Origin of the sequence: Streptomyces sp. NPDC048361, from assembly GCF_040651795.1 — a bacterium.
Taxonomy (GTDB): Bacteria; Actinomycetota; Actinomycetes; order Streptomycetales; family Streptomycetaceae; genus Streptomyces.
On the sequence record NZ_JBEZKW010000029.1, the window covers coordinates 53,951 to 75,846 of the forward strand.

Sequence of the window (21,896 nt, forward strand, 5' to 3'; positions counted from 1 at the left end):
TCAGCCGGGCCAGACGATCGACTGGAGTTCGCTGTACGCGTGCAGCGCGTACGAGCCGACGTCCCGGCCCACCCCGCTCTTCTTGAACCCGCCGAACGGCGCCTCCATGTTGCGGCCGATCGTGTTCACCCCGACCCCGCCGGCGCGCAGCCGCCGCGCGACCCGGAAGGCACGGGCCACGTCCCCGGACCACACGTAGTCGAGCAGGCCGTACTCGCTGTCGTTGGCCAGCGCGACGCCCTCCTCCTCGTCGTCGAAGGGGATGACCACGACGACCGGGCCGAAGATCTCCTCGCGGGCCACCCGCATGGCGTTGGTGCACTCCGCGAGGAGGGTGGGGGCCACATAGAAACCGCGGTCGAGTGGTGGGCGTTCACCGCCCGCGACGATGCTCGCCCCCTCCTTCCGCCCCAGCTCCACATAGGACTCCACCCGGTCCCGGTGGGCGGCCGAGATCACCGGTCCGACCACCGTGTCACGGGCCGAGGGGTCACCGACCTTCAGGAACCCCGCGTACGCCGCGAGCTGCTCGACCAGCTGGTCGTGGATACCGCGCTGCACGAGAACGCGGGTGGGCGCGGTGCAGATCTGCCCGCTGTAGAAGGAGAAGGTGGTGCCGATGCCCGCGACCGCCGATGCGAGGTCGGCGTCGTCGAAGACGATCGCGGCGCCCTTGCCGCCCAGCTCCATCAGCTGCCGTTTCATATGGCGCCCGCACACCTCGGCGATCCGCTGCCCCACGGCGGTGGAGCCGGTGAAGGAGACCATGTCGACGTCGGGAGAGTCGACGGCCGCCTCGCCGACCGCCGGCGCGGACCCGGTGACCACGTTCACGACCCCGCGCGGTACCCCCGCCTCCTCCAGCGCCTCGGCCATCCTGAACACCGACAGCGGGTCCTGCGGGGCGGGCTTCACCACGACCGTGTTGCCCATCGCGAGCGCCGGCGCCACCTTGCCCGCGGGGTTGGCCCACGGGTTGTTGTACGAGGTGACGCAGGTGACCACCCCGACCGGCTGCCGCACCGCGAGCGCGCCGAACACCCCCGCGCGCCCCATCGGCCCGGCCTCGTTGACCTGCGGCACGAGCGCCTGCTCCACCGGCTCCAGGGCGCCCTTCGCATATCGCCGGAACCGGGAGACCCCCACCGCGACCTGCATGCCGCGCGCCGTCGCGGTGGTGGCGCCGGTCTCGGCGCGGGCGAGCTCGGCGTTGGGCGCGAAGTCGCGCTGCATGAGGCCGGCGGCCCGGTCCAGGATCGCGGCGCGTTCCTCGGGACGCGTACGCGACCAGGCGCCGAAGGCCTCCCGCGCCGCGGCGGCCGCCCGGTACACCTGATCGCGACTGGCCTCGGGCGCGTACCCGACCACGTCCTCGGTCGCGGGATCGAGTACGGGATAGTGCCCGCCGTCGGGCTCCACCCACTCCCCGCCGATGAACAACTGCCGGGCGTCGTCGCTCACTTGGTGCTCACCGTCCTGGTGTCGCGTCCCGAACGGAGCACCGTGCCGGGCACGGCGCCGGTCACCCGGTCGTCGCGGAGCGTCTCGATACCGTTGACCCGGACCGAGACGACGCCGATCGCCTTGGAGTCGAGCCGGGGGCTGTCGCCCGGCAGGTCGTGCACGAGAGTGGCGGGCCCGGCCTCGATGCGCTCCGGGTCGAACAGGACGAGATCGGCATGGAACCCCTCCTCGATCCGCCCGCGCTCGCGCAGCCCGAAGAGCCGGGCGGGATCGTCGCTGAGCATCTGCACGGCCCGCTCGAGCGGGACGAGCTTGCGTCCGCGCAGACAGTCCCCGAGGAAGCGGGTGGTGTACGGGGCGCCGCACATCCGGTCGAGGTGCGCCCCGGCGTCGGACCCGCCGAGCAGCACGTCCTCGTGCTCCCAGGTCTCGCGGCGCAGCGCCCAGGTGGCCGGGTCGTTGTCGGTCGGCATGGGCCAAAGGACCGTACGCAGGCGGTCGTTGGCGCAGATCTCGACGAGACAGTGGAAGGGGTCGAGTCCGCGCTCGGCGGCGATGTCCCCGACCACCCGCCCCGACAGGCCCTCGTTCTCGGGGCTGTAGGTGTCGCCGATGACGTACCGGCCGAAGGTGGCGAGCCGCCGGAAAATGCCGGCTTCCTTGCTGTGGGCACGGCGCAGCATCTCGGCCCGTACGTCCGCGTCGCGCAGCCGGTCGATGCGTTCGGGGACGGGCAGGGCGAGGATCTCCCCCCACCCCGGGATGAGGTTGAGGGCGCAGAACGTGCCGAGCGACATGTTCATGGGGGTGAGGATCGGCATGGTGAGCGCCACGATCCGGCCACCGGCCTTGCGCGCGCGCTCACTCGGTACCAGCTGGCGCGGTACGCGTTCGGGTACGGCGGCGTCGATGGTCAGCACGTTCCAGTTCAGCGGCCGCCCCGCGACGGCGCTCATTTCCACCAGCAGGTCGATCTCGTCGTCCGCGAACTGGTCGAGGCACCCGGCGACGATCGCTTCGAGCTGGGTGCCCTCGTGCTCGCCCACGGCCCGGCTCAGCGCGAGGAGCTCGGCGGGCAGCGCGTGCCGGGACGCGACGGGTTTGCCGTCGCCGTCGGAGTGGGTCGAGGACTGGGTGGTGGAGAGCCCCCAGGCGCCGGTCTCCATCGCGTCGTGGAGCAGCGCGACCATGGCGTCGAGCTGAGCGGGGGTGGGTTGCCCGCCGACCGCGTCCGGACCCATCACATGGCGCCGCAGGGCGCAGTGGCCGACCATGAACCCGGCGTTGACGGCGATGCGCCCGTCGAGCGCGTCGAGGTACTCCCTGAAGCTGCTCCACCCCCAACTGACGCCTTCCTCAAGGGCCTTGAGGGACATCCCCTCCACCTTGGACATCATGCGCCGGGTGTAGTCGGCGTCCTCGGGGCGGTCGGGGTGGAGGGGGGCGAGGGTGAATCCGCAGTTGCCGCCGGCGACGGTGGTGACGCCGTGGTTCATGGACGGCGTGGCGTACGGGTCCCAGAAGAGCTGGGCGTCGTAGTGGGTGTGCGGGTCGACGAACCCGGGCGCGAGCACGAGACCGGTGGCGTCCTCGCCGGTGGCCGCGGCCTCCGTCACCCCGCCCGGCCCGGCGACGACGGCGATCCGCCCATCCCGGATCCCGACGTCGGCGAGGCGCGCGGGGGTGCCGGTGCCGTCCACGAGGGTGGCGCCCTTGATCACATGGTCGAGCATGGGGTCCCTTTCTTGTACGGGCGTTCCGGTACGGGCGTTGCGTGGTGCCCGGCGCAGGCGTTGCGTGGTGCCCGGCGCAGGTGTGCTGGTCCCGCCCCGGCCGGGGGTGCCGCGGGGGCCTCCGGCCGGGGCGGGTGACGAGCCGACGATCCGGGAAGACGCCGGCCCGTGTCTGCGGGGTTGCCCACCCACCTCCCCGCGCGGCGGGTTTGCGCGCCCACCCCGCTGTCGTCTGCGGACCGTGCTCGCGTCTCGCGCAGTTCCCCGCGCCCCTAGGTGGGTTGCCCATGGCAGGGTGCCCAGCCTCGGCATCCTCAGCCGGTCATGGGGGTCCCCCCTGGCCCTTGAGGCCTTGGGGGAGTTTGAGGACGAGCGCCCTCAAGGCGTGAACGGGGTCTGGGGCAGAGCCCCGGCAACCCCGGTTCGCTTTCGGGTGCGGACCGTGCTGGGGCACCCGCGCAGTTCCCCGCGCCCCTGAAGACGTAGGGCACCCGGTGCCGAGCAGGCGCACCGCACCCGCCGTGGCGGAGCCGTGCAGAGACGGTCAGGCGCTGCGGAAGCGGGTGGTTCGGTGGACCGGGTCCGTGTCGATGCGCGGAATCACATGCTCCCCGATGAGCCGAATCGTCTGGAGCGTGTCCTCGTACGAAATCCCGATCGGCAGTCCGAAGGACAACTGATCCGCCCCCGCCTGCTCCCACCGCTTGCACTGCGCCGTCACCTCGTCCGGATCCCCGCAGATCATCAGCTCCTCCGCGATGAGCAGCTCGATGATCTCCGCGTTGTACTCCGGCAGCAGCTCCGGCCACTCCGGGATCCCCTCGGGCCGGGGGAACGTGTCGTGGTAGCGGAACACCAGCGATTGGAGCCGGTTGAGGCCGCCCTCGACGGCGATCCGCACCGCTTCGTCGTGCGTCGGCGCACAGATCGCCGTCGACGTCACCATCACGTTGTCGTTGACGAAGTCACCGATCGGCTCGGCGTCCCGGATCGCCGTCTTGTACTGCTCCAGGACCCACTCCATGTCGGAGACCTTCTGCACGGAGAACCCGAGCACCCCGAGCCCCTTGCGCGCCGCCATGGCGTACGAGGAGGGTGACCCGGCCGCGTACCACATGGCCGGGTGCGACTTCCCGTACGGCTTGGGGAAGATCTTGCGCGGCGGAAGCTGCCAGTGCTTGCCCTGGAACCCCGGGTACTCCTCCTGGAGCCACATCTTGGGGAACTCCGCGATGGTCTCTTCCCAGATCTCCTTGGTGTAGTTCATGTCGGTGACGCCGGGTATGAACCCGAGGATCTCGTGGGAGCCCGCGCCGCGCCCGCTGCCGAACTCGAAGCGGCCTTCGGAGAGGTGGTCCAGCATGGCCACCTTCTCGGCGACCTTGACCGGGTGGTTGACCTGGGCCAGCGGGTTGAAGATGCCCGAGCCGAGGTGGATGCGTTCGGTGGCGTGGGCGAGGTAGCCGAGGAAGACCTCGTTGGCCGAGAGGTGCGAGTACTCCTCCAGGAAGTGGTGCTCGGAGGCCCAGGCGTACTTGAAGCCGGACTTGTCGGCCTGGATGACGTACTTCGTCTCCTCCATCAGCGCCTTGTGCTCCGCCATGGGGTCGACCGCGGACCGTGCCGCCGGCACGTATCCCTGCACAAAGAGTCCGAATTCCAAGGGACTTCTCCTTCATGAGGTATCACGCGTTTCTGACGCACCGTCAGATTGTGATGGGCTCGACTGTTCCACCGGCCGCGAGGACCGTCAATACCTGACGCCCAGTCAGCGCACAGCCGAACCGTCCGGAACCGGGGCTCAGAAGGGGCTCAGAAGGGGCTCAGAACAGGGACACCCCCGCGAGCCACCCTCCGTCGATCACGAAGGGCTGCCCCGTGATGTACGAGGAGTCGTCGGCGGAGAGGAAGAGCGCGAGGGCGGCCACCTCCTCGGGGCGGCCCACCCGGCCGAGCGGCACCAGCTTGCGGTAGAGCTCGTCGAGGGCGGCCGAGGTCGCCGACGCGTCCGCCGTCGGGTCGAGTTGTGCGGGGTTGGACATCGCGGTGTCGATGGCCCCGGGACACACCGCGTTGACCCGGATCCCGAGGTGCGCGAGCTCCAGCGAGGCCACCCGGGTGAGCCCGAGGATGGCGTGCTTGGTGGCCGCGTACGTACCCACCGCCGCCATCCCGGTCATCGCCGTGTACGACGCGGTGTTGACGATGGTGCCGCCGCCCGCGGCCCCGATCTCGGGCGCGACGGTCTTGATCCCGAGGAAGCAGCCCACCTGGTTGACCTGCACGACCTGCATGAACTCGTCCAGCGGCGTGTCCACGAGCGAGTTGAAGCGGAGGATTCCCGCGTTGTTGACCAGCCCGTCGATCTTCCCGAAGGCGTCCTTGGCGGCGGCGACCGCGTCCGCCCACTCCTCCTCGCGGCTCACATCGAGATGGACGAACCGGGCGCGGTCCTGCCCCAACTCCTTGACGAGCGCCTCCCCCTGCCCGTCCAGCACGTCGGCGACGACGACCTGGGCACCCTCGGCCACGAACAGCCGCGCCTCCTGCTCCCCCTGCCCCCGCGCACCACCGGTGATGAAGACGACCCGTCCGTCGAGCTTGCCCATGCTGGACTCCTAGTCATTGAGGTGCGGGGCGACCTCGGCCCCGAACGCGGCCATCTGGTCGATGAGTTCGTCGCATCCGCGGGAGCGGAACCGCACCTGGATCTGGTCCACGCCCATCGCGCGGTACGCGCGCAGCGACTCCGCGAGGGCCTCCGGCTTCCCGGTGAGGGTGCGCCGGCCGGCCTCCCAGCCGGGCTCACCCACGTACAGCGCCTCCGTGATCGCGCCCACGGTGATGGGCTCGTCGACCCCGGCCTGTTCGCGCAGCTCCCTCAACCGGCCGATCTGGGCGGGGAGCCGGTCGCGCGGGTCTCCTTGCGGCAGCCATCCGTCGCCGCGCAGGGCGGCGCGCCGGACCGCCGCCGGGGACGATCCGCCGACCCAGACCGGCACGCGCCGCTGCGCGGGCCGGGGGCGCTGCCCGAGCCCGTCGAAGGAGAAGTGCTCGCCGTGGAACGCGGGGTACTCCTCCGGCCCGAGCGCCGCCCGGAGGGCATCGATGGATTCGTCGAGCACGGGTCCCCGGCGGGCGAAGTCCGCCCCGACCGCGTCGAACTCCTCCCGCACGTGGCCGGCGCCGACGCCGAGGATCAGCCGCCCGCCGCTGAGGTGGTCCAGGGTCGCGTACTGCTTGGCGGTGATGAGGGGGTGGCGCAGTCCGACGACGGCGACATGGCTCATCAGCAGGACCCGCTCGGTGACGGCCGCCAGGTGGGAGAGGGTGGCGACCGGGTCGTACCAGATGGTGCTCATCGGCCCCGCGAGCCGGCGCGGGATGGCCACGTGGTCGCAGCTCGCGACGTAGGCGAAGCCCGCCCGGTCGGCGGCCCGCGCGACCTCCACGAGTTCGCGGGGGCCCGCGTCGGCCTCCCACCCCTCCGCGTACATGGTGCTCTGCGACTGGACGGGAAGCTGCATCCCGTACACCAGACGCCCGTTCGGCAGTATCGGCACCGCGCGCCCGCCTCCACCCGTATCTGACACTCCGTCAACTGCGTACGGGCCCCATCGTCATTGCTGACGCATCGTCAGGCAAGGGGTGTGCGGGCGGCGGTGGTGCCAGGGGCGGGGACTGCTGCCTGTTCCGGTACGACGCACTTCGGCTGCGGGCGGGCTGCGAGGGCCCGCTCGATCAGGCGGCGGTCGGCTGGGGGCGGCGCAGTTCCGGCTGCCCGAAGAGGAGGGCATATCCGTCGGGGAGGCGGTGGAGGATGCGGGCGAGGAGGTCGGGGCCGGCGAGGCGGGTGACGATGGCGAATACGGCGCCGGTGTCCCAGCGGACGGTTGCCGGGGTGGCGCCGGTGCGGGCGGCCAGGTCCTTGACGAAGCCCCAGCCCGTGAGGGGTCCGGCGTCGGGGACCTGGGCGGTCAGGGTGAGAGCGGCCTCGACGGGCAGGCACTGGGCGAGGTCGACGCGTTCGTCTCCGGTGAGCTGGCGGCCGAGGGCGGAGAGGACGTGGTGGACGGCTTCCGCAGCCCGTTCGCGGGTGGGGTAGGCGCCTTCGTAGCGCACGCGTTCCAGCATCTGGTCGAGCGTCATGGCGGTCCGGGACGGGTGCGCTCGGGGCCGGGGCTGGTCGTACATGGCTGCGGTTGCCTTTCTGCGCGATGGCTGTCGGCCCGGTCCGCCGGTGATGGTCGGGCCGGTCGGGGTGGTCGGGTCGGCCGGGGGTGGCCGAACAGGAGGTCGTAGCCGGGCGGGAGTTGGAGGAGGACCTCATGGGTGAGGGCTTCGCCCGCGGCGGCGGCGACCGCGGAGAGGACGGCGCCGATGTCCCACAGGGCTGTCGTCTCGGTGGCGCCCTCGATCCAGGCCGCGGTCGCACGGTGGTGAAGGGCTCGAAGGGGGCGCGAAGGGCGGGGTGCCTGGGGGGAGTCGGATCTTTCCCGCCCTCCGCCGCCGGCTCACGCCGGAGGATTCAGCCGGCGATCTGCTTGCGGCCGGATTCCCCGCCGATGCTGATCTTTCGGGGCTTGGCGCGCTCGGCGATCGGGATGCGCAGGGTCAGGACACCCGCGTCGTAGTCCGCCTGGATCCGCTCGGTGTCCAGGGTGTCGGCCAGGACGAGCTGGCGGGAGAAGACACCCAGCGGCCGCTCGGAGAGCTCCACCTTCACCGAGTCGGCCTTCGCGGCCGGCCGGCGCTCCGCCTTCACGGTCAGCATGTTCCGCTCGACGTCGATGTCGATCGCCTCGGTGCTGACGCCCGGGAGGTCGAAGGCGATCACGTAGGCGTCGCCCTCGCGGTAGGCGTCCATCGGCATGACGGACGGCTTCGACCAGGTGCCCGACGTACCCGACAGCTGCTGGACGATCCGGTCCATCTCGCGGAACGGGTCAGTGCGCATCAACATCGCGAAACACCTCCAGTTGGTTCAGGCAGAAACTGCCAATGCGCTTCAACGTGCATCCGTTGTAGCATGTCATCGAAACGATGACAAGCAAGATGTCATCTGGAGGATGACAGGGCGGAGCGAAGAGAGAAGCCCCATGAACGAAGCCACCTCACCCGACGCCGGGGTCCCTTTCTCCGCCGCCGCGGCGGCACTGGAAGCCATCAACCAGTCCGTGCAGGACGCTCAGGAATCCGCCACGGCGACGGCCACGGCGCCGCCCGGCGCCGACGCGGGCCCGCAACCGGCCCTGGCCGCGCTGCTGATGCTGCGCGAGGTCCGTGAACAGCTGGCCGGCTGGGAGAGCGGGCTGATCGAGACCGCCCGACGGCAGGGCGCGAGCTGGGCCGACCTCGCCGGCCCCCTCGGCGTCGCCAGCCGCCAGGCCGCCGAACGCCGCTACCTGCGCCTGCGGCCGGGAACGCCCGGGAGTACCGGCGAAGAGCGGGTCCAGGCCACCCGCGACAACCGTGCCGCCGATCGCACCGTCACCGCCTGGGCCCGCGACAACGCGGCAGACCTCCGCCGCCTCGCCGGACAGATCACCGCCCTCACCGACCTGCCCGCAGGATCCGAGGACGCGGTCGGCGAGCTGAACCTGGCCCTCGCCCACAGCGACCCGGCCCGGCTCGTGGGCGCCCTGACCGCCACCCGTCCCCACCTGCAGCCCGAGGCCGCCGACCTCGCCGACCGCGTCGACGACCTCACCCGCCGCACCGAACAACTGCGCCGGGACACCCACGACCAGCGCGGCACCTAGACCGCACCCGACGCCCTGCCTCCGAGGTCCGCGCGTGCCCCAAGGCGCGTGTCAGCGCGGCGGCTTGAGGGTGAGGAGACGGTTCGGCGAGCCGGCGCCGGGCCTGGTGACGAGCCCGGTGATGGCCTCGGCGGTGAGAGCGGCGGCGACCTGGTCCGGCCGCGCCGTGGGGTGGGCGGCCAGATGGAGCGCCGCGGCGCCGGCCACGTGCGGGGCCGCCATGGACGTACCGGAGTCGGTGACGGTGGAGGTGTCGCTCGCGTTCCAGGCCGAGGCGATGGACTCCCCCGGGGCGAACAGGTCGAGCGCGGCACCGTAGTTGGAGAGGCTGTCGCGGGAGTCGCGTTCGGTGGTGGCGCCCACGGTGATGGCCTCGCGGACCCGGGCCGGGGAGTGCGCGGAGGCGTCCCCGGCGTCGTTGCCGGCCGCGACGGTGTACGTCACACCGGAGGCGATGGACTTCCGTACGGCCTGGTCGACCACCGCGTCCGCCCCGCCGCTGAGCGACATGTTGGCGACGGCGGGCTTGGCGGCGTGCCGGGTCACCCAGTCGATGCCCGCGACGATCTGTTCGGTGGTGCCGGAGCCCGCGTCGTCGAGCACCCGTACCGCGACGATCTTCGCCTTCTTGGCCACGCCGTAGCGGCTGCCCGCGGCGATGGCGGCGACGTGGGTGCCGTGACCGTTGCCGTCCTGGGCGATGGCGTCGTCCTCGACGGCGTCGTAACCGTGGGAGGCGCGGCCCCCGAAGTCCTGGTGGGTGATGCGGACCCCGCTGTCGAGGATGTACGCGGTCACGCCGGCCCCGGCGCCCGCCGGGTAGGTGTAGCTCCGGTCCAGCGGGAGCTTCCGCTGATCGATCCGGTCGAGGCCCCAGGACGGCGGGCGGGACTGGGTGCCGGTGACGCGGAAGGCGCGGTCGGCGGTGACGGAGGCGACGGCCGGGTCGGCGGCCATCCGCTGAGCCTGCGCGGCCGAGGCGCGGACCGAGTAGCCGTTGAGGGCCTGGTGGTAGGTGCGCTTCACGGTGGCGCCGTACCGCGCGGCGAGCGCCCGGCCCGCGGCGGAGTCGGCGCGCGGGGCGGTGTCCTTGAGGGTGACGATGTAGCTGCCGGGTATGGCGGTGGCGGGCGCGGGACCGGCCGTGCGGATCGCTTCCGCCGGGGCTCCGATGGCCGTGGGGGGCGCTGCGTCGGAAGGGGTCGCTGTGGCGGAGGCCGACGTCAGGCCCGTGGTGAGTGCACCGAGAGCGGTCAGCCCCACGGTGATGGTTCGTGCCCATGGCATGACAGGGGTGTCTCCTTGTTCGATGAGGTGCCCGTGCGCGCAGGTGCCCGTGCGCGCAGGTGCCCGTGCGCGCAGGTGCCCGTGCGCGCAGGTGCTCGCGTGCGGAGGTACGCGAAGGTGCCCGCGCACCCGGCTTCCCTGACCCGAGGTCAGACGGAGGTGACGTCACGGCGGCGGTACGCCCACAGGCCGGCCGCCGCGACGGCCGCGGTGCACAGGCAGAACACGCCCGCCGCGACCGGCGTGGCCAGATGGGAGCCGACCAGCGCCCGCGCGAAGGGCCGGTCGTCGGGCGGGAAGGCCGAGACGTCGGTCAGCATGGCCCGGCCGGCCGCGAACGGCAGCCAGTCGCCCACGCCGTCGAGCCCCGGCACGTACTGCAGCGCCATGCCGGCGAGGCGCTCGCCGAGCAGCGGCCACAGGACGAGGAGGAGGACCGCGACGGTGCGGTTCCGCAGCAGTACGGCGACGGCCATGGAGAGCACCGCCCAGCACCCCATCCAGGCGGTGAACCGGAGGGCCGGTGCCAGTACCCCGCTCCATGCGGGCTGCTGGGCCCCGGCCACCGCGAGGGTCACCGCGCAGGCGAGCGAGCCGAGGAGGGCGCTCGCGGCGGCCACGGCGAGCCCGGTGAGACAGCCGACCGCGCACTTCGCGGCGTAGGCGGTGCCGCGGCCGTTGACGGCGAGCCAGGTGGTGCGCGCGACGCCGCGTACGAGGTCGGTGGAGACCGGCCCGGTGGCCAGGACGAGCACGAAGAAGCAGAGGGTGGGGATCTGGGTGGCCAGCGGGGACCACGCGATGGCGTCCGCGACGGCGACGGCGGGGACCGGGTGCGAGGCGTCGTCGTCCGCGTCGAGCAGGACCGTGGCGCCCGTGGCCATGCTCAGGACGGCGACGACACCGAGCAGGATCCAGGTCGACCGCAGTGCGCCCAGGTGCCGCCACTCGTACCGGCAGGCACGGCGGAAGGACTCGGCGCGACTGATGGGGGCGGGGGCCGGGAGGGTCGCGGGGGCTGTCATGAGATCGTGAATTCCTCTTCGGCGATGGCCAGGTAGAAGTCCTCCAGCGAGGGGCGCTCCTCGTGCAGCCAGTACAGGGGGAGCCCGGCATCGACGGCGAGCGTGCCGATCCGTACGCGGTCGAGGCCGGTGACGAGGCCGGTGTGCTCACCGGTGGGCGTCAGCTGACCCCCCTGTTCCGCCACCACCCGTGCCAGGACAGGTAGTTCGGGGCACTCAAGGTTCACGGCCCGGCGCCCGGCCACCCGCTCGACGATCTCCGCCATCGGCGCCTGCGCCACCACCCGCCCACGGGTCAGCACCACCACGCGGTCGGCCAACTGCTGCATCTCGCCCAGGAGATGGCTGGAGACGAGGACGGCGCGGCCGAGCCCGGCCTGGGCGCGCAGGAACTCGCGCAGCCAGCGCAGGGCATGGGGGTCGAGCCCGTTCGCGGGTTCGTCGAGGATCAGCACGGGCGGGTCACCGAGGAGCGCCTGCGCGATGCCGGCCCGCTGGGCCATGCCCAACGACAGTTCGGGCAGGCGCAGTTGGGCCGCGCCGGTCAGCCCGACGATCTCCAGGAGCTCGTCGACGCGCCGGTCCGGCACCGCGGACCCGGCGGCCACCATGCGCAGATGGGCCCGCAACCGGTGCCGGGGATGCCCGGCGACACCGCCGAGGACCGCGCCGACCACGGTGCCGGGGGCGCCGAAGGCGTGCAGCGGGCGGCCGAGGAAACGGGTCTGCCCCTCGCCCCGCAACAGGCCGAGCATCAGGGAGATCGCCGTGGTCTTGCCCGCGCCGTTGGCCCCGACGAAGCCGGTGACCTCACCGGCACGCAGGGCGAGCGAGACTCCGTCCAGGATCCGTTTGGAGCCGAACGAGCGGCCGAGGCCGTGCGCCTCTACGAGCAGGTCGCCCTTCTTCACTGCGCCATTCCTTCATGTGTCGCCCGTTGCGGCATGTGCCGCCTTTCGGCCGGCCCCGACGACGCGCCGCGAGAGCGTGGACAGCCGCCGTACGTGACGCCGGGGCTCGGGTAGGGTTCCAGTGCGTTATCGCATGGGGGAAGAAGTCTTCACGGGCAGCCCGAACAGGCGTGGAAACCGAAAGGCCGCCCGCGACTTCTTCCCCCGATTACTTACCTTCTCCGCATCACCGGGCCTGCGACCACGAATTCAGGGCAGCGTGGCGATACGGAACAGAACAGATCTATACAGATCTATTCAGACCCGCATCAAAAGGGCTGCCAACTGCCAGGCCAGTATGGCGTGGACGAGAATGCACATGCCCCATTGGGCGGACCGGTGCATTCCCCGGCGACGTACCAGCGTCCACTCGACCGCCACCAGAATGACGGACACGGCCCACAGCACCCAGGAAATGGAACTCCACAGGGTGGAGGCCCGGTCCGCGAGGATTCCGATGGCCGCCAGCGGCGCAAGTGCCGGCAGGGGCAGGGCCCACGCGCCCTGGGCGGTGGCGCGGGGGGACTCGGTGTCGTTCATCCAGGACGCTCCGTCTCGGCTGGGGGCGGGCGACGGCCGGGTGCGTCCGGACGGACCCGGCCGGCGCCGCGTACGGCGTTAGTGCAGGGCGTTGTAGATGTCGAGAATGGTCAGGCCGGGGCTGACGGCCGCGAGCGGGGCCTTCACCCACCAGGACAGGCCGTCGTACCACTTCTTGAAGTCGCTGTACTTGCCCGCGATGGCCTTGGCGAAGCCGCCGACCTTGCTGAACGCGGCCTTGATGGCGCTCCACTTGCTGGCGGCCGTGAAGTCGCCGTTGGCGATCTGCTTCATCTCGGCCTGCTCGGCCGGAGAAAGCTGGGCCGCGAACGGGCTCGCGAGAAGGGCGTGCGCGGCCTGCTGGGCCTCGGCCTGCTGCGTCACGGAAACGGACTGCGGCGCGGCCACCCGGGCTTCGGAGGCCTGAGCCAGACCGGCGGCCCCGCCGAGGGTGACGGCAGCGATGGCGGAAACGGCAGCCATGCGCAGAGAGTTGCGGTTCATTGTCTTCATCCCTTGCGTCGTCGCAAGGGGGAGGAAGCCCAGAAGGGCACCCCGAACAGGCGTGGAAACCGAAAGGTCCCCCCGGACTTCATTCCCCCGATTACCCGGCTGCCGCGTCCTCTTGGTCAGGAGGAGTACGACCACCGGGCGCCCAGCCTTTCGGTGCCAGGCACGACTGAACGTAACACGCGAAACGATCACTTGGCCACCGATGCCGGTGACCCGATTTCCAACCACCCAGGGTCTACGGTCGATATAGCACGGGCAATGTGTTGGTCAAGAGCAACTGGTCCATTGAGTGGCGGAGTTACGCGCGACGGCGACACCTTGGACCTGCGTCGCCGGGCGGCGGACGACCGGACTGCGCGGGGCTCAGCCGAGGAGGGCGTAGACCGTGGAGGCTCGGGCAGCCGGCTCGTCCGCGCCCTCGGCCGTCATGGTGATCTCGGCGAAGGCCATGCGGCGGCCGAGCTTGGTGACGCGGGCGTCGAGCAGCACGTCGGCGCCGGTCACCGGGCGCTGGAAGGTCGTGGACTGCTGCACGGTCGTCATCGGCCCGTACGCCCCGCGCGCGGAGGCCACCGCGATGACCGTGGCGGTGTCGGCGGCGGCCATCAGGGCCTGCCCGCTGAGCCCGCCGCCGTCCCGGGCCAGCCGGTCCGACCAGGGCAGCCGCAGCACCGCGTGCCGCTCACCGGTCTCCTCCACGCTCAGGCCCAGTTCGAGCACCCAGGGTGCGAAGTTGTCGGCCAGGATCTTGTCTGCCTCGGCAGGTGTCAGCGCCATGGCGTTCATGGTGACGCCGGGCCGGACAAATGTCACCGGCACCCCAGGACGGACCACTCTGCCGACACCCCACGTCCGCCCGGCACCATGGCGTCATGTCCTTCCACACGGTGATCCTCTACGGCTGCGCGGCGGCCGTCGTGCTGCCCGGGGTCGAGGTCGTCAAAGCCTCGACGGGCGGCGGACGGCGTATGAGCCCCGTCGAGCTGCTGCGTGCCTTGTGGCGACGGCCGGTGCCCGGGGTGGCGGGGGCGACGGTCGCCGCAATGGCCGCGATGGCTGTCGTGCAGACCTGGTCCCCCTCCGTCATGGACCACCTCCAGCGGGAGCCCGGCGCACCCTGGTGGCGTGCGGTGACCGCGCTCCTGCCACAGACCTCCGGCTGGCCCCAACTGACGTTCAATCTCGCCGCGTTGATCGTCCTCGCGCCGACCGCCCAGCGCGTCCTCGGGCCGCTCGTGATGCCGCTGGTCTTCCTCGTGAGCGGGGTCGCCGCGCAAGCGGTCAGCATGGCGGGGTGGAGCCCGACCGGCGGCGGCGACTCGGTGGCCCTCTGCGGGCTGGTGGGCGCCCTCGCCGTCATCACCGCCCTACGCCCCGGCCCGCTGCCGGCCCGCCTCCTCCCCCTTCTGATCCCCGCCGCGGGCCTCGTCCTGTGCGTCCTGCACAACAACCACGGGGTCGGCCTGCTGACGGGCTGCGCCCTGGCCTGCGCCCTCGCCGCCCTCCCCGCACGGCGGCTCAGCACCACCCCGGCGGCCTGAACCCGGCCCACCGCGGCCCGTTCCGCGCGGCGTCGGCAGCTCCGCCCACACCGTCTTGCAGGGGCCCGGCCCCGCGAGAACACCCCAGCGCTCGGCGAGCGCCGCCACGAGCAGCATCCCGCGGCCCGACTCCCCCCACGGTTCCGTCCGCACGACGGGCGCCCGGTCGCCCCGCGCGTCCACCACCTCGATCCGCAGGGTCACCCCGTCGTCCCTCAGCACAAGCCGCATGTCCCGCCCGAGCACCCGCCCGTGCAGCACGGCGTTGGCCGCAAGCTCCCCGACGATGCTCTGCGCATCCTCGAACTCCCTTTCCCAACGCTTCAGTTGCTCGATCGTCAACATCCTGGCGATCCGGGCGCCGCGCCGTGTGCAGGAGAGCTGGACGCTGAACTCACGTACCCCTTGGGCCGTTTCCTCTTTCACATCACTCAGCGTGGCCACGTCCGCCTACGCTGACCAGTGATCGCGTGCGTACGCAGCGTTTCTGTCCCGGCTCTGCCCGGTGGCGCCTCGCTGTGCAGGGGTACGGCTTCGCTCGGAGGTGGTTGCAGGTGAGTGACAACTGGAGGACGGATGTGGACGACGAAGCCTGCGCAGTGGCGGCTACGGTCGGGCGTCAGCTCAAACTCTGGCGCGAGAAAGCCGGGTTGACGGCGGCGGAGTTCGGCGCGGCGATCGGTTACGGCGAGGATCTGGTCTACAAGGTGGAGGGCGGGCGCAGGGTCCCGCGCCCGGAGTATCTGGACAAGGCGGATCAGGTGCTCATGGCCGGGGGCAGACTGTCGGCCATGAAGGAGGACGTGGCCGTCGCGCGATATCCGAAGATGGTCCGCGAGTTGGCCAAGCTGGAGGCACAGGCAGTGGAACTGTGCATGTACACCACGCACAACATCCATGGGTTGTTGCAGACGGAGGAGTACGCGCGCGCACTGCTGCGGACACTGCGGCCCGCGTATTCGCAGGACGAACTGGAGCGGATGGTCGCGGCGAGGGCAGCTCGGCGCTCCATCTTCGACCGCACACCTGCCCCGGAACTAAGTTTCGTGCAGGAGGAAGTGACGCTGCGAAAGCCGATCGGCGGGGCTGACGTGCTGCGTCAGCAGCTTGAACGACTGCTGGAGGTGGCCGATTTACCACACGTAGATCTTCAGGTGATGCCTACGTCGCGGGCAGACCACCCAGGGACGGCTGGCATGATCCAGGTGCTGAAGTTCAGCAACGGCTCGGCCACTGGTCGCGCGGATGGCGAATTCAGCGGTCGACCGATCTCAGAACCGCGTCACCTCCGTATCCTGGAACTGCGCTATGGCGCCATCCGGGCCCGGGCTCTCACTCCGGACGAGTCACGAGCCTTCATCGAGCGAGTGCTGGGAGAGACATGATCCGCGAGTACGCCTCCATCGAAGGCACCGGGCTGACGTGGTTCAAGAGCAGCTACAGCAGCAGCAGTGACGGCAACGACTGCGTCGAAGTCGCCGCCACCCCCCGCACCATCCACATCCGCGACTCCAAGAACACCACCGGCCCCCGCCTCGGCGTCGCCCCGCAGACCTGGGCCGCCTTCGTCTCCTACGCGGCCGGGCACTGACGTCGCGCCAGGTGTGGCCGGCCCGGGTGTACGGGCCGGCCCGCCGGCGGCGTTACGCGCCTACGCCCCCGCCCACAACCCCTCCCCCGTAAGCCCCAGCAGGGCAATCGCGTTGCCCCGCACGATGCGTTCCACCACCTCCGGTGACAGGTGGCCCATCTGGGTCTCGCCGACCTCCTTCGACTTGGGCCAGGTCGAGTCCGAGTGGGGGTAGTCCGTCTCGTACAGGACGTTGCCGACGCCGATCGCGTCGAGGTTGCGCAGCCCGAACGCGTCGTCGAAGAAGCAGCCGTAGACATGCTCGGCGAAGAGTTCGGACGGGGGGCGGTGGACCTTGTCCGCCACTCCGCCCCAGCCCCGGTTCTCCTCCCACACCACGTCCGCGCGTTCCAGGACGTACGGGATCCAGCCGATCTGGCCCTCCGCGTACATGATCTTCAGGTGGGGGAAGCGTTCGAACTTGCCGCTCATCAGCCAGTCGACCATCGAGAAGCAGCAGTTGGCGAAGGTGATGGTCGAGCCGACGGCGGGCGGTGCGTCCGGTGACGTGGACGGCATCTTGCTGGACGAGCCGATGTGCATGGCGATGACCGTGCCGGTCTCGTCGCACGCCGCGAGGAACGGGTCCCACGCGTCGGTGTGGATGGACGGCAGGCCGAGGTGCGGGGGTATCTCGGAGAAGGCCACCGCGCGCACCCCGCGCGCCGCGTTGCGGCGGACCTCGGCGGCGGCGAGTTCGGGGTCCCACAGCGGGATCAGGGTGAGCGGGATGAGGCGGCCGTGGGCGTCGGGGCCGCACCACTCCTCCACCATCCAGTCGTTGTACGCGCGCACACTGAGCAGACCGAGTTCGCGGTCGGGGGCCTCGGTGAAGGTCTGGCCGCAGAAGCGCGGGAAGGTGGGGAAGCAGAGCGCGGACTGGACGTGGTTGACGTCCATGTCGGCGAGGCGGGCCGTCACGTCGTACGAGCCCTTGCGCATCTGCTCGTACGTGATGACCTCCAGGCGGATCTCGTCCCGGTCGTAGCCGACCGCCGTGTCGAGGCGGGTCAGCGGGCGGTGCAGGTCCTCGTACACCCACCAGTCACCGATCGGCCCGTCGTCACCCTTGGCGCCCATCACCGGGGCGAACTTGCCGCCCAGGAACGACATTTCCTTCAGCGGTGCCCGCACGATGCGGGGCCCGGTGTCCCGGTACCTGGACGGGAGGCGGTCCTGCCAGACGGTGGGGGGCTCCACCGTGTGATCGTCCACCGAGATGATCTGCGGAAAGGGCTGCGGGAAAGTCTGCGGGGAGGGCTTCGGGAAGGTCTGCGGCAAGGGCTCCGTGCGCTCGGTCTCCATACGGCTTACGGTAGACCGAATCTGACGATCCGTCAGTAAGTTGGCTCCGGATCCGGGAACCATCGGCCCCTCGATGCGTGTGAAGGCCATGTGTCGAGGCCTTGTGCAGAGCGTCACCCGTTGCTGACGCGACCCCTCCGGACAGGGCAGACTGGCGGGGGCAGCACACAGGGGTACGGGGGTACAGGGGGCAGCAATGGACCGTGACGGCGGGCCACGCGTACCGCAGCGGCGCGCTCCGGAGGCGACCGGCGCCGGGTTCCGCTTCGGCGTACTCGGACCCGTCCGGGCCTGGCGGGGCGACGAGCTCCTGCCGTCCGGCTCTCCGCAGCAACGCGCGCTGCTCGCCGCCCTGTTGCTGCGCGACGGCCGCACCGCCACCGCGTCCGAACTCATCGACGCCATCTGGGGCGAGGAACCGCCCTCGCGGGCGCTCGCCGCGATCCGTACGTACGCCTCCCGACTGCGCAAGGTCCTCGACCCCGGGGTCCTGGTCAGTGAGTCCGGGGGCTACGCGATCCGGGCCGGCTCCGCCGCCCTCGACCTCACCCGCGCGCAGGAGCTGGCCACCGCCGCCGAGAAGGCGCGGGCCGGCGGCGACCAGGCGCGGGCCCGCCACCTGCTGAACGCCGCGCTCGCCCACTGGGACGGCGAGCCGCTGGCCGGTGTGCCGGGCCCCTATGCCGAGAACCAGCGCACCCGGCTCGCCGAGTGGCGCCTCCAGCTCGTCGAGGTCCGGCTTGACATGGACCTGGAAGCCGGCTGCCACGCCGAGGCCGTCTCGGAGCTGACCGCGCTGACCGCCGCCCATCCGCTGCGCGAGCGCCTGCGCGAGCTGCTCATGCTGGCCCTGTACCGCAGCGGACGCCAGGCCGAGGCGCTCGCCGTGTACGCGGACACCCGGCGGCTGCTCGCCGACGAGCTCGGCGTGGACCCGCGCCCCGAGCTCTCCCGTCTCCAGGAGCGCATCCTGCGCGCCGACGACGGCCTGGCCCGCAACCCCGCCGGAGCCCCGGCCGCGACGGCCAGCGCCGCGCCGGTGCGGCCCGCCCAACTCCCGGCGTCGATACCGGACTTCACCGGGCGCTCCTCCTTCGTGCGCGAGCTCACCGCGCGGCTCGCCGACGCCGAGACCAAGGTCATGGCGGTCTCCGCGCTCGCCGGGATCGGTGGCGTCGGCAAGACCACCCTCGCCGTGCACGTCGCCCACGCGGCCCGCCCCCACTTCCCCGACGGGCAGCTGTACGTCGACCTCCAGGGCGCCGGGTCGCACTTCGCGGAGCCGGACACCGTCCTCGGCGCGTTCCTGCGCGCGCTCGGCACCCCGGACTCGGCGATCCCCGAGTCGATGGAGGAGCGGGCCGCCCTGTTCCGCTCCACCCTCGACGGCCGCCGGGTCCTCGTGCTGCTCGACAACGCACGCGACGCGGCACAGATCCGGCCGCTGCTGCCGGGCACCGCGGGGTGCGCGGCGCTCGTCACCAGCCGGATCCGCATGGTCGGCCTGGCCGGCGCGCACCTCGTCGACCTGGACGTGATGTCCCCCGACGAGGCGCTCCAGCTCTTCACCAGGATCGTCGGTGTGGAGCGGGTGTCCGCCGAGCGCGAGGCGGCCCTCGACGTGGTCGCCGCCTGCGGCTTCCTGCCGCTCGCCATCCGCATCGCCGCCGCGCGGCTCGCCTCGCGCCGCACCTGGACGGTGTCGGTGCTCGCCGCGAAGCTCGCCGACGAGCGGCGCCGCCTGGACGAGCTCCAGGCAGGCGACCTCGCGGTCAAAGCCACCTTCGAGCTGGGTTACGGCCATCTGGAGCCCGCCCAGTCCCGCGCGTTCCGCCTCCTGGGCCTGCCCGACGGGCCGGACATCTCGCTCGCCGCGGCGGCCGCCGTCCTCGACCTGCCCGAGCAGGACACCGAGGACCTCCTGGAGTCCCTGGTCGACACCAGCCTCGTGGAGTCCGCGGCGCCCGGCCGGTACCGCTACCACGATCTCGTACGCCTCTACGCGCGTTCCTGCGCCGAGCGCGATGACCTGCCGGCGGCGGAGCGCGAATCGGCGATGTCGCGGCTGCTCGACTTCTACCTCGCGACAGCGGCCGGGGTGTACGCCCTTGAGCGGCCGGGCGACCGTCTCGTGGACCACCTGGAGCCGACCGCGCACCCGGGGCTCTCCTTCGGCGACCGCCGCTCGGCGCAGGACTGGCTGTACTCCGAGGCCGACCCGCTGCTCGCCTGCGTACGCCGGCAGTCGGGTCCGCGCACCCTGCGCCGCGCCGTGGACCTGCTGTACGCGGCGCTCGACCTCGGTGAGTCCGGCGCCAACTCCAAGCAGTACGAGGCGACCGCGGAGGCCGTCCGGGAGGCGGCCCGCACGGTCGCGGACACGCAGGCCGAGGGGCGCGCCGTGATGACGCTCGCCAATGTGCACCAGCTCGCGGGCCGCTTCGAGCCGGCCGACCGCGAGGCGCAGGAGGCGATGCGTCTTGCGGCCCCCACCCAGGACCCGCTGCCGCTGTGCTGGGCCTCCAACGCGCGCGGGATCATCGCGCTCTACCAGAACCGGCACACCGACGGCGAGACCCATCTGACGCGCGCCATCGAGGCGTTCCGCGCCGACGCCAACCGGCCCGGCGAGGCGAGCGCGCTGTGCAACCTGTCCCGGATCCACCTGGCGATGGGCCGCACCGCGAGCGCGGTGACCCTCGCCGAGGAGGGTCTCGCCATCTACGACGCGATGGGGCACGAGCTGCGCGGCGCCAACGCCCGCTACGCGCTGGGCCTCGCGCTGACCCAGAGCGGCCGGCTGCGCGCGGCGACGGACCGGCTCAACGAGGCGCTCACCGTCTTCCGCGACAGCCGCCAGCGCCTGTGGGAGGGCATGACCATGTTCCGGCTCGCCGAGGTCGACCTCGCGGGCAGGCGGCCCGCGCAGGCGGCGGCCAACGCCGAGATGGCGCTCACAGTGCTGCGCGGCATCGGCGGCGAGTGGCGGCGCGGCAATGTGCTGACCGTGCTGGGCCGGGCGCTCGACGGCATCGGGCACGCGGGCCGTGCGCAGGTCTGCTGGCGCGACGCGCTGGCCATCTTCGACGAGCTGGGCTCCCCCGAGGCCGCCCAGGTCCGTGCCCTGCTCAGCCCCGTGGCGGCCGCTTAACGAGCCCGGCCGACGCGTTCATTGAACGTTTATCGGCGCCCGGCACTCTTATGGATGTCGGCCCGTCGTGTCGGGGGGCACCGGGCCGGCACGGTGACCGGCGAGCGGGGGGGGGACCGGTCCTGGCAGGTCCGTCCGGCCACCCTCGGGGGAGTGGCCGGACGGTTACGCCGAGCATGAGGCAGCGTCATCAACGGGAGATGAGAATCATGGGCGACGTGAAGAAGAACGAGCCGCCGATCGTCACGCCACAGGACCAGCACGCCACGGACCAGCCGCCGATCACCACGCTCGACTCCGTCGACACCCCCATCACCACGCTCGACCAGCACGCCACGGACGAGCCGGCGATCACCACGCTCGACCAGCACGCGACGGGTAGGCCGCCGATCACATCGCTCGACCAGCACGCCACGAGTGAGCCGCTCGGGGCGGCCCAGTAAGCCAACTGAACGGGGGACGGCCGCGGCGGCGCGGGAGGGGAGCCGCCGCGGCCGGAGCACCACCGGCCGGCCGCGGTCCGGGATCACCCTGGGGGGAGGATCCCGGACGGCGGCCGGCCGCACTGGCAGGGAGCCCACCCTGGACGGGCGGCCCCGGGCGTCACACGGGCATGACGGCGACGTCGTACTTGGGGATCCACTGGTCCCGCGTCACCAAGGTCATGCCCTCGATCTGCGCTTGCGCGACCAGTATCCGGTCGAACGGATCCCGGTGGAGGGCCGGAAGGCGGCCCGCCCGCACCCCGTGCCCTGCCGTGATGGGCAACCCCGTGAACTGGCTGTCGCGCACTCGCTCCGCCAGGTCCGGCGGCCCCTCCAGTTTCCCGACCGGCTGTTTGATGGCGATCTCCCACGGGGTCACCGCGCTGACGTACACACCCGGCTCGGTGTCGAGCAGGTCCTTGACCTCGCCGGACAGCTCCGGGGAGTCGTCGAGCCACCAGAGCACGACGTGGGTGTCGAGGAGGAGTCGCATCAGCGCATCCCGAAGGC

Annotated in this window: 21 protein-coding genes and 1 pseudogene; 6 read left to right on the top strand and 16 right to left on the bottom strand. The window is 71.8% G+C overall.

The annotated features are described in order from the left end of the window. The 8 genes and pseudogenes from AB0D31_RS18520 to AB0D31_RS18555 form a co-directional block, all read right to left on the bottom strand. On the bottom strand, positions 1-1,461 hold the full coding sequence (locus AB0D31_RS18520; protein WP_362723873.1) for an aldehyde dehydrogenase family protein: 1,461 nt from the start codon (positions 1,459-1,461) through the stop codon (positions 1-3). Then, on the bottom strand, positions 1,458-3,197 hold the full coding sequence (locus AB0D31_RS18525) for a D-aminoacylase (RefSeq protein ID WP_362723875.1): 1,740 nt from the start codon (positions 3,195-3,197) through the stop codon (positions 1,458-1,460). The genes AB0D31_RS18520 and AB0D31_RS18525 overlap by 4 nt, the downstream gene beginning before the upstream one ends. 544 nt (positions 3,198-3,741) lie before the next feature. Then, positions 3,742-4,860: an LLM class flavin-dependent oxidoreductase gene (locus tag AB0D31_RS18530; RefSeq protein ID WP_362723878.1), complete on the bottom strand. Its 1,119-nt coding sequence runs from the start codon at positions 4,858-4,860 to the stop codon at positions 3,742-3,744. 160 nt (positions 4,861-5,020) lie between these two features. Continuing rightward, positions 5,021-5,806: a glucose 1-dehydrogenase gene (locus AB0D31_RS18535; protein ID WP_362723881.1), complete on the bottom strand. Its 786-nt coding sequence runs from the start codon at positions 5,804-5,806 to the stop codon at positions 5,021-5,023. Between the two features lie 9 nt (positions 5,807-5,815). After that, positions 5,816-6,760, bottom strand: coding sequence for an LLM class F420-dependent oxidoreductase (locus AB0D31_RS18540; protein ID WP_362723884.1), 945 nt, complete (start codon positions 6,758-6,760; stop codon positions 5,816-5,818). Between the two features lie 178 nt (positions 6,761-6,938). Then, a complete protein-coding gene (locus AB0D31_RS18545) occupies positions 6,939-7,391 on the bottom strand; it encodes a DUF2267 domain-containing protein (protein ID WP_362723887.1) in 453 nt (150 codons plus the stop codon). Between the two features lie 74 nt (positions 7,392-7,465). Then, a pseudogene (locus AB0D31_RS18550) lies at positions 7,466-7,633 on the bottom strand (DUF2267 domain-containing protein); the annotation flags it as partial. A 92-nt stretch (positions 7,634-7,725) separates the two neighbouring features. Continuing rightward, positions 7,726-8,160 (bottom strand): Hsp20/alpha crystallin family protein, encoded by a 435-nt coding sequence (locus AB0D31_RS18555; RefSeq protein ID WP_267052688.1) that lies wholly within the window; start codon positions 8,158-8,160, stop codon positions 7,726-7,728. A gap of 136 nt (positions 8,161-8,296) precedes the next feature. Here AB0D31_RS18555 and AB0D31_RS18560 point away from each other — a divergent pair, with 136 nt between their 5' ends. Continuing rightward, the gene (locus AB0D31_RS18560) at positions 8,297-8,959 is read left to right on the top strand and encodes an HSP18 transcriptional regulator (protein WP_362723890.1); all 663 of its coding nucleotides are present in this window, start codon (positions 8,297-8,299) and stop codon (positions 8,957-8,959) included. Positions 8,960-9,010: 51 nt separating this feature from the next. On the opposite strand, the gene AB0D31_RS18565 is transcribed toward AB0D31_RS18560, so the two are convergent. The 6 genes from AB0D31_RS18565 to AB0D31_RS18590 all read right to left on the bottom strand — a co-directional run bounded on the left by AB0D31_RS18565 (position 9,011) and on the right by AB0D31_RS18590 (position 14,051). Then, positions 9,011-10,246, bottom strand: coding sequence for a S8 family peptidase (locus AB0D31_RS18565; RefSeq protein WP_362723892.1), 1,236 nt, complete (start codon positions 10,244-10,246; stop codon positions 9,011-9,013). A gap of 149 nt (positions 10,247-10,395) precedes the next feature. Continuing rightward, positions 10,396-11,271 carry a hypothetical protein gene (locus tag AB0D31_RS18570; protein ID WP_362723895.1) on the bottom strand — a complete coding sequence of 292 codons (876 nt, stop codon included), beginning with the start codon at positions 11,269-11,271 and terminating at the stop codon, positions 10,396-10,398. Further along, complete coding sequence (locus AB0D31_RS18575) at positions 11,268-12,182, bottom strand: ATP-binding cassette domain-containing protein (RefSeq protein WP_362723898.1); 915 nt, start codon at positions 12,180-12,182, stop codon at positions 11,268-11,270. Before AB0D31_RS18575 ends, AB0D31_RS18570 begins: the two co-directional genes overlap by 4 nt. Positions 12,183-12,479: 297 nt before the next feature. Next, positions 12,480-12,761: a hypothetical protein gene (locus AB0D31_RS18580; RefSeq protein WP_362723900.1), complete on the bottom strand. Its 282-nt coding sequence runs from the start codon at positions 12,759-12,761 to the stop codon at positions 12,480-12,482. 78 nt (positions 12,762-12,839) lie between these two features. Then, a complete protein-coding gene (locus tag AB0D31_RS18585; protein ID WP_362723903.1) occupies positions 12,840-13,265 on the bottom strand; it encodes a hypothetical protein in 426 nt (141 codons plus the stop codon). A 372-nt stretch (positions 13,266-13,637) separates the two neighbouring features. Continuing rightward, complete coding sequence (locus AB0D31_RS18590) at positions 13,638-14,051, bottom strand: PaaI family thioesterase (RefSeq protein WP_362723905.1); 414 nt, start codon at positions 14,049-14,051, stop codon at positions 13,638-13,640. A gap of 95 nt (positions 14,052-14,146) precedes the next feature. Between AB0D31_RS18590 and AB0D31_RS18595 the strand changes: the two genes are divergently transcribed. The 3 genes from AB0D31_RS18595 to AB0D31_RS18605 all read left to right on the top strand — a co-directional run bounded on the left by AB0D31_RS18595 (position 14,147) and on the right by AB0D31_RS18605 (position 16,406). Further along, complete coding sequence (locus tag AB0D31_RS18595; RefSeq protein WP_362723908.1) at positions 14,147-14,815, top strand: rhomboid family intramembrane serine protease; 669 nt, start codon at positions 14,147-14,149, stop codon at positions 14,813-14,815. A gap of 518 nt (positions 14,816-15,333) precedes the next feature. After that, complete coding sequence (locus AB0D31_RS18600) at positions 15,334-16,200, top strand: helix-turn-helix transcriptional regulator (RefSeq protein ID WP_362723965.1); 867 nt, start codon at positions 15,334-15,336, stop codon at positions 16,198-16,200. Further along, positions 16,197-16,406: a DUF397 domain-containing protein gene (locus AB0D31_RS18605; protein ID WP_362723911.1), complete on the top strand. Its 210-nt coding sequence runs from the start codon at positions 16,197-16,199 to the stop codon at positions 16,404-16,406. Before AB0D31_RS18600 ends, AB0D31_RS18605 begins: the two co-directional genes overlap by 4 nt. Before the next feature lie 60 nt (positions 16,407-16,466). On the opposite strand, the gene AB0D31_RS18610 is transcribed toward AB0D31_RS18605, so the two are convergent. Then, positions 16,467-17,750, bottom strand: a complete 1,284-nt coding sequence (locus AB0D31_RS18610; RefSeq protein ID WP_362723914.1) for an amidohydrolase family protein — start codon at positions 17,748-17,750, stop codon at positions 16,467-16,469. Between the two features lie 196 nt (positions 17,751-17,946). On the opposite strand from AB0D31_RS18610, the gene AB0D31_RS18615 reads away from it, so the two are divergent. Both AB0D31_RS18615 and AB0D31_RS18620 read left to right on the top strand, forming a co-directional pair. Beyond that, positions 17,947-20,901, top strand: coding sequence for a BTAD domain-containing putative transcriptional regulator (locus AB0D31_RS18615; RefSeq protein ID WP_362723917.1), 2,955 nt, complete (start codon positions 17,947-17,949; stop codon positions 20,899-20,901). A gap of 218 nt (positions 20,902-21,119) precedes the next feature. Next, a complete protein-coding gene (locus AB0D31_RS18620) occupies positions 21,120-21,344 on the top strand; it encodes a hypothetical protein (protein ID WP_362723920.1) in 225 nt (74 codons plus the stop codon). 160 nt (positions 21,345-21,504) lie between these two features. On the opposite strand, the gene AB0D31_RS18625 is transcribed toward AB0D31_RS18620, so the two are convergent. Beyond that, positions 21,505-21,879, bottom strand: coding sequence for a type II toxin-antitoxin system VapC family toxin (locus AB0D31_RS18625; RefSeq protein ID WP_362723922.1), 375 nt, complete (start codon positions 21,877-21,879; stop codon positions 21,505-21,507). Positions 21,880-21,896: the final 17 nt, after the last annotated feature.